Below are 7,292 nucleotides of genomic sequence, written 5' to 3'. Positions count from 1 at the left end.
GGCAACCCGCGAGGAGGTGATCGCATTTATCCGTGCCCATACGGAAGGTTCGGCTCCCCAGCCTGAGGAACCTGTTCAGATGCAGGTTGTCCCGGGCGGGACACGCATGTTCAGCTTTGACGTGGACACGAAGTCGTTTAAACCGGATGAATACATCGTGACGGTTGATGCCATTCATGAGAAGGCAACCGGGACTGCCCTGTTTAATGTCCTGGAACGCCCTGTTCCCGGCCAGTCTCTTCCTTCAGCCAATTCGTTTTCCCGGCAGACCTCCTCGTCGGAGTCTTACGGAGGGGTATATTTTATCCGGATCAACCCTATCCGCGACCATTATATCGGAGACGCGTTTGCCATCACCGGGACAACCAACCTGACCTCCAATGAGGAACTCCTCATTCAGGTCTATTCGTCCTCCTTCAAGCCAACGATGAAGAGCCAGTCCGGTGAATTCTCCGGTGTGAGCGGGACGATCAAATTGTCATCAGGTCAGCCTCTGCCAACCGTAGTCCCGACCGTTGCAGCCATTCATACGAATGCCCCTGCACCGTCATCAACGGCAGTGCCGGCTGCTACACGGGAATTCTCCACCACCAACGTGCAGGTGAAGCAGGTAGACGAAGCGGACATCATCAAGACAGACGGGGAGAATATCTACGTTGTCTCGGGCAATTGTATGCATATCGTCAGGGCATACCCGGCACAAAATGCCGAGGTTCTGTCCACCTACCAGTTTACCGGAACTCCTGAAGCGTTATATATCAACGACGGGAAGGTTGTGCTCATCGCACGGGACTATGGCATCAGGCCGTTTGTTGAGTGTGCTCCCGCTGCCTGCCGTGGCCAGAGCGGGTACGGAGAGCGGACGTTTGTGTATGTTTTCTCCGTGAACGATCCCAAAAAGCCCGTCCTCGTCCGGCAGCTGGATATCGACGGTCATTACTCCAGTTCACGGATGATTGGGACCCGGCTCTACTTCGTTACCGCCACTCCAGTCCCCGTGCCCCTTGACAACCTCCAGCTTCCGGCAATCCGCGATGATCATGGTGGGACATCAACACCTGCAGTGTACGCGTTCAACAGGAGCGGCCAGGAATATGCCTTCTCGACCCTCGGCTCCCTTGACATTTCCCGTCTGGAACCCGTCACGGGAAAGACCTTCCTTGTCGGAACGGCCGGGACAGTGTATGTCTCCCCTTCGACACTGTATATCGCAGTCCCGGATACCAGCTATTCCAGGGGAGCTGCATCCACGACAATCTATTCCTTTGCCATTGACAACGGGAAGATCACGTACCTTGCAGGAGGAAAAGTCGACGGCCTCCTCCTCAGCCAGTACTCGCTTGACGAATACGACGGGTACCTCCGGGTGGCAACAACGATTGACGCCTCCCAAAACCGGTGGGGTACATCGACATCGAGCATGGTCACCGTACTGGACACTAGTCTCAGGACAACCGGGATACTCCAGGGAATAGCACCCAATGAGCGGATCTATGCTGCTCGGTTCATGGGGGACCGGCTCTACCTGGTCACGTTCCGCGAGACCGACCCGTTCTTCGTGATTGGCCTTTCCGACCCGGCCCGGCCAAAGATCCTCGGCGAGCTGAAAATCCCCGGGTACTCAAGCTACCTCCATCCCTATGACGCGACCCATATCATCGGTATCGGGAAGGACTCGCAGTCCGGACCTGTCAAGATCGCCCTTTTCGATGTCGCAGACATGAACGATCCCAAGCTCATCAGCAGCCAGTCGCTCGGTGGCGAGGGGAGTTCGTCACCCGTACTCACCGATCCGAAAGCATTTCTCTTCGACAAGGAGAGAGATATTCTCGTGCTCCCCCTTCACCTGGAGGACAAGTACCGCTGCAATGCCATCGGGTACGACTGCTACCAGCCCCCGGCCTGGGGCGGTGTATACGTGTATGGTATCAACCCGAAGACCGGGTTTATCCTGAAAGGAAAGGTCACCCATTATGACGGGTATTATGGAGATACTTCGCATGTGAAACGAGCACTCTACATCGAGAACACACTGTATACCATGTCCGATGCGAAGATCGTGATGAGCGATCTCTCGAAAGCACTGGAGCGGATGAACGAGGTAAAACTCTTATAATTTTTCGCACGCCTCATCGACCGGGATCACATGCACCGCCGTTGCCTAGAACGTAGCATACACCTGGCTCCCTTATTCCAGATCCCGGCAGCTCTCACGGGTCAGCGGTGCTGTGAGGGGCACCCCCTCATTCAGGATGCCCCCATTTTTCCAGGCATATCCGAGTGTCCCCCCTTGGTACAATTATCTCGGTTTTAAGGGCGTATTTTTCGGATCGGAGGCCAATTTAAAAAAACCGGTTTTTAGGAACTCGCGTTTTTTGGTGAATTACAGGGTGCTCTTTTGAAACAAGGGCTGAATTGGGGTTATTTTGTGCATATTGTGGCCATTTCAGGCTTTAAAAATAGATTAATTGGTGCCTTTTATTTCGATAAAAGGGGGATGATCCGGACATGAGCCCGGCCGGAGAGTCCGGGACGGGTTGGATGCGGGGCCGGGATCACAACCCCCGGGTCCATGACGAGATCACAACGCTACCACGCGAACCAGACCCGGTCTCTCCCCTGCCCCTCACCCTGTCATTATCTGGTGCACGATCTCCGCTGGCATTGTTGTCTTCTTTGCGATCTCCTCTTCTGTCATCCCCTTGCGATGCATCCGAAGGATGACCACCTGCATCGGTTCCCCGAATTCGACAACGAACCGGTCCGGATCATAGATCCGGAACACTCTCTGGCCCCAAGGCTGCTCGCGGGGCTCGTGGACGACTTCGACTCCCTGCGAATAAACGGTTTCCCAGGCATCTTCGATGGACCCGGTCTCGAAATAGATCTCGATATCGTTTCCCTTGACAGGCAGTGTCTGCTTTCCATGGATCACGTTCAGGGCATAGTCCCTCTGCCAGAGTGCAAGACCGTTTTTAAATCCCACATTCACCCCGATGTCCATCTCGATCTCAAGGCCAAGGAGATCCTGGTAAAACCGTTTCGATTGTTCAATGTTGCTGACAAAGAGGACAAACGACATAAGCTTGCATGCAGGTATCATAGTTGTCGGTATCGTTTCCCCAGGAACACGATAAAAGCGTGGCAGGGAAGGGTGAAAGTATTGCCCCCGCGTTTTCTCACTCTGGGCCTCCATCCCCATTCGTGGGGATCACATGCACCGCTGTAGCCTTGAACATTGCATAAACGCGGCATACCTCTTTCAAGTCAAGGTCACGGCAGCTCTCGCGGTAAGGGATGCTGTGAGCAGGAACCCCGCAGTCAGGCTCCCCGGTACCGTGCTTTCCCAAGAAACGATCCCGGTAACGGTCCCCGGCAGGTAGTTGCGGGCACTGGGCACGAACGGGGCTTTTTTAGAGGATAACGTCCTCGATATCGGCTATCCCGGATTTGGCAAGATCCTTTTTTACCTGCCTGAAACCGTGTATGCCGAGCACCAGCGGGTGCTGGTGTTCTGATACCGGTGAAATGCAAATCTCACGGTTTTATTTCTGTTGATTGACAGAAAAGGTGTAATTTGATTTGAGATCAGGAAAGAGGATGGGAAATTCAAAATGAAGTTGATATCGATCATTGTGCTGGTACTGGTTATTGTAGTCGGATGGTTTGTCGTCGCCCCTATGGTAGCACCGGGTGTAACAGAGGAGACCGTTGTGCGGGACGCCCAGGTTTTCCTTGGCGATACCTGTGCAACCGCGAACCAGTCCGAGCTCGCCCTGAGCATGTATGAAGGAGCGCTCACCATGAATGCCACCGATCCGGTGATCCTCAAAAAGAAGGGCTCCATGCTGATCAAGTGCGGGCGAGCCCAGGAAGCGGAGACGGTATACCAGCAGATCCTCTCCCTGGATCCCAATGATGTAACAGCACTGGTGAAGACCGGCGACAGCCTTGCTTCAAAGGGCAGCCTTACTGAAGCGATCCGGTATTACGATGCCGCACTGGCGATTAACCCGGAGGACGCATCCACCCTTGTCAAGAAAGGGGATGCTTACCTGATGATGTCCATGGCGGAGACCCAGAAACTCTCGACAGCTGCAAAAGGCCTCAACGATCAGACAGGATCTGCGCCCGTGGCCCAGATGCAGAACCAAGACTCCTACCAGGAGGCTATGAGCAGCTACCAGAAGGCCATGCAGATCGACCCGAAGCTCTCTGTCGTGGTGTCGGCCCGCGTGATGACGGCAACGCAGAGCCAGGTGTCCAGTTACCAGGATATCCTGAATAACATGAATTCGTAAGATGGCATGTCCTGGCCCCGGTCATACCGGGAGCCGGAACAGGGCATCTCAGTTATTCTTCCTTGCCGGGGATCACGTGCACGGCGGTGGCCTTGAACGTTGCATATACCCCACTTCCCTGTTTCAGGTCAGGGTCACGGCAGCTCTTGCGGGTGCTCCGGCCCGGTGGCGCTGTGTATACAGGCACCGGGTTTGGCAATGACTGGCTCAAAAATGAGATCCTGAAACAGATGCGGGAGCGGGATCCTTCCTGGGATGCAGAACGGAAATGGCGCTTCCGGAACGGTTCTTTGGACAATGTCCGGTCAGCGCTTACCGTGACCGGGATCTCCGATTATGACAGTATTCAGGACGATTCCGGGTCTGGGTCATGTTCCGACGGCAATAAAGATATAACCGATTCCGGAAGAGTATCCCTCATGGAGCCGGTATGGGAACGGCTGCGTGAGATCCACATCAGCAAGGCGGGAACAGAGTACACCCTCACGCTCGACCGCGAGGACTACTCGGCCCTGTATCCCGGAATGATACGGTTCGTGCTCGCAGTCTCGACCGGTGGAAACCGGGTCGCCGTGTTCCGGACCAATACCTTTGAGTACTCCCCCCTTTCCCCCCTTGCAGCAGAGACCGTTGCGCTGGGGAAATCTGTCGAGTGGGAAGACGAACTGGGGCGCGATCCGGCCCTGGTCATTTCTGGTTGCCGGGAGCGGGAGAGGCCTTCAGGGAAGAGACCAGCAGCCGACCTCGTCCTCCTCCAGGGAAGCCCGCGGGCGGATGGCAACTGCGCGATCCTTGCCGGGTGGGTGGCGGATGCAGCCCGGGACAGGGGTCGTACCGTTGAAGTAATCTACCCTCACGACCTCGACATCCACTGCTGCATCGGCTGCTACCAGTGCTACAACACCGGCAGTTGCGTGTTCGACGACGACATGAACAGGATCATCGATGCAGTCCGCGGCGCCCGGCTCATCATCGTCTGCTCGCCGGTGTATACCAACACCGTCACGGCGGGCACGAAGCTGGTCATTGACCGGATGCAGGCTTATCACGCGGAACGGACGCTTATTGGAGGAAAGGACGGGCAGAATGGCATTCTCTTCTCGGTTGCCGGCCGGAAGGGCGGGGATAATTTCACCTGCATCACGAAGGTGGTTCATGCATTCTTCCGCAATTGCGGTATCCGGCCGGCCGGTGATATCCTCATTGACAGCGTGGACGCGGTAAAGGATATCCGAAAGATTGCGGGGAAGCGGGAGGCTGTGCAAAACCTGATCTCCACGGTCCTGTGAAGAACAGGCACCTTTCCGCACCGCAGGAAAAAAACCAAACCGTAATACAGGCCGGCGCCACAATCTTCCGGAATGTCTCGCGAGCAGAACCGCAGCGATGGGAGCGGCCCGGCCCACACGCACCGGAAATCACCTTTCGCGAAAGCCGCAGGGTACCCGGCGCTTGTGTTTCTCTTCCTTCTTGTTCTGCTCTTCTGCCCCGGGTGCGTTGCTCCTGCACCGGCCGATGCTCCCGGGTCCGGCATCCGGTCATCCTCTCCGGATGGGAACCCGGAGTTTTTCCTGTACCAGAATGTCGTCAACGCAACCGGATCGTTCCAGACCGTTCCGGGGGATTTCGGTAGTGGGAAGGAAGCGGCGCGGGCCGCCGCTATCCGGGACGCGATCGACCCGGGGAACCCCGTCACCCGCGACTTTGCCGTGTCGCTCATCCCGCGTTCCCATGGCGGCCCGTTCAACCTTGCGCAGGCCTGCGATCTCTGGGAAGAGGTGTACGGCAAGTGGACGTACGTGGACGATCCGCGAGGCGATGAGTACTTCTCGCCAGCGAGCCGGACCATTGCGCTCGGGCTCAAAGGCGACTGCGATGACTTTGCGATAACCCTTGCCGCCATGATGGAAGCCGTCGGCGGGAGCGCCCGCGTTGTCACGGCACAGAACAGCACCACCGGGCATGCCTACCCGGAACTCTATATCGGGAACAACAGTGCGAAGTTCGAAGAGGCGGCAGCCTATATCCGGCAGCGCTACCATGTTACGGATGTCGGCTGTCACATCACTACCGGTGACGACGGCTCCACGTACTGGCTGAACATGGACTGGTGGAGCAGGCACCCGGGCGGCAGGTTCTATGCAGACGATGGAGAGCGGGTTAATTATTACCCGAACGGGCGGTGGGAGCGGGCGGTCTCCCCGGTTCCTGCGTAACCCCGGGACACATTCAGGGCCATCATGGATGAACCCGGTGTTATGGTTGTCGTAATACCAAGGGAGGGATCCAGAGGATCAGTCCCTTCAGATCCCATTTAGTGAAAACGGCAATCGGACCGTGCGTCGGAGACCCGGCTCCCGCAATCGCCGAACCAGCCAGCCTCGGAATCGGGAAAACAATCGAACGCGGGCACATAGGGCTTGATATCCAGGAGCGGGGTCCCGTCCAAAATATCCACATCATCGATGACCAGCTCGCAACCGTTCACTTCCACGAGCCGGACCACGGAAAGGCCGATGGCGTTTGGCCGCTTGGGCGCCCGGGTTGCAAAGATCCCGTGCGGGACAGTATCAAGGTAGGGAACAACCTCGAGCGCGTACCCGTTGACCTGGTGGAACGCGTAGAGGAGGATGAGGCGGGAGAACCCTTCGATATCGCGGAGCCCGGCACCGAACTCTTCCTTCAGGGTAATCGTACCCCGGACACCGTTCGCACCGGCTGGTTGGATGGGCATGCCGACCGGGTCAGTAAACGGGGAGTGAATGGTACCGATGGGGGTGAAAGGAATCATGGAATGCACGGCTCTTTTTCTTGAACAAAGAAGAGTTGTGCACAATTCCCGATAAAGATCCTGTTACGACATTTCGTGCGGCAGGCAGGGAAAAACGCAAGGTGCCGGGAAATTTCCTGAAGGAATCCTTATGAAAAAGGAAAGTTTCCCGTACTGAGACAGGTAATTGCGTATGGGTGTGTGCATGTGCCCCCCATGTC

Annotated in this window: 7 protein-coding genes; 5 read left to right on the top strand and 2 right to left on the bottom strand. The window is 56.5% G+C overall.

All coding sequences use genetic code 11. The features are described 5' to 3' along the window. Positions 1-2,116: beta-propeller domain-containing protein (locus CW742_RS04405; RefSeq protein ID WP_292417015.1), on the top strand; the 2,116-nt coding region annotated here is incomplete at its 5' end. Positions 2,117-2,626: 510 nt separating this feature from the next. On the opposite strand, the gene CW742_RS04400 is transcribed toward CW742_RS04405, so the two are convergent. Beyond that, positions 2,627-3,103: a VOC family protein gene (locus CW742_RS04400; protein WP_292417012.1), complete on the bottom strand. Its 477-nt coding sequence runs from the start codon at positions 3,101-3,103 to the stop codon at positions 2,627-2,629. Positions 3,104-3,383: 280 nt separating this feature from the next. Between CW742_RS04400 and CW742_RS04395 the strand changes: the two genes are divergently transcribed. The 4 genes from CW742_RS04395 to CW742_RS04380 all read left to right on the top strand — a co-directional run bounded on the left by CW742_RS04395 (position 3,384) and on the right by CW742_RS04380 (position 6,517). Then, the gene (locus tag CW742_RS04395; protein WP_292417009.1) at positions 3,384-3,518 is read left to right on the top strand and encodes a hypothetical protein; all 135 of its coding nucleotides are present in this window, start codon (positions 3,384-3,386) and stop codon (positions 3,516-3,518) included. A 96-nt stretch (positions 3,519-3,614) separates the two neighbouring features. Then, complete coding sequence (locus CW742_RS04390) at positions 3,615-4,301, top strand: tetratricopeptide repeat protein (protein ID WP_292417006.1); 687 nt, start codon at positions 3,615-3,617, stop codon at positions 4,299-4,301. Positions 4,302-4,474: 173 nt separating this feature from the next. Beyond that, on the top strand, positions 4,475-5,590 hold the full coding sequence (locus CW742_RS04385; protein ID WP_292417004.1) for a flavodoxin family protein: 1,116 nt from the start codon (positions 4,475-4,477) through the stop codon (positions 5,588-5,590). 72 nt (positions 5,591-5,662) lie between these two features. After that, a complete protein-coding gene (locus tag CW742_RS04380) occupies positions 5,663-6,517 on the top strand; it encodes a transglutaminase-like domain-containing protein (RefSeq protein WP_292417001.1) in 855 nt (284 codons plus the stop codon). A 98-nt stretch (positions 6,518-6,615) separates the two neighbouring features. Here CW742_RS04380 and tsaA read toward each other — a convergent pair whose 3' ends face one another. Then, complete coding sequence (gene tsaA, locus CW742_RS04375) at positions 6,616-7,092, bottom strand: tRNA (N6-threonylcarbamoyladenosine(37)-N6)-methyltransferase TrmO (RefSeq protein ID WP_292416998.1); 477 nt, start codon at positions 7,090-7,092, stop codon at positions 6,616-6,618. Between the last annotated feature and the right edge of the window lie 200 nt (positions 7,093-7,292).

The organism is Methanoregula sp. (assembly GCF_002835825.1).
Taxonomy (GTDB): Archaea; Halobacteriota; Methanomicrobia; order Methanomicrobiales; family Methanospirillaceae; genus Methanoregula.
Note: the sequence above shows the minus strand (reverse complement) of the source record. Positions and strands in the feature narration are given on the sequence as shown.

What these genes read in the sequence shown, in the direction of transcription:
- CW742_RS04380 (WP_292417001.1), top strand. Translation starts at nt 5,663, where the DNA reads ATGTCTCGCGAGCAGAACCGCAGCGATGGGAGCGGCCCGGCCCACACG.
- tsaA (WP_292416998.1), bottom strand. Translation starts at nt 7,092, where the DNA reads ATGATTCCTTTCACCCCCATCGGTACCATTCACTCCCCGTTTACTGAC.
- CW742_RS04400 (WP_292417012.1), bottom strand. Translation starts at nt 3,103, where the DNA reads ATGATACCTGCATGCAAGCTTATGTCGTTTGTCCTCTTTGTCAGCAAC.
- CW742_RS04390 (WP_292417006.1), top strand. Translation starts at nt 3,615, where the DNA reads ATGAAGTTGATATCGATCATTGTGCTGGTACTGGTTATTGTAGTCGGA.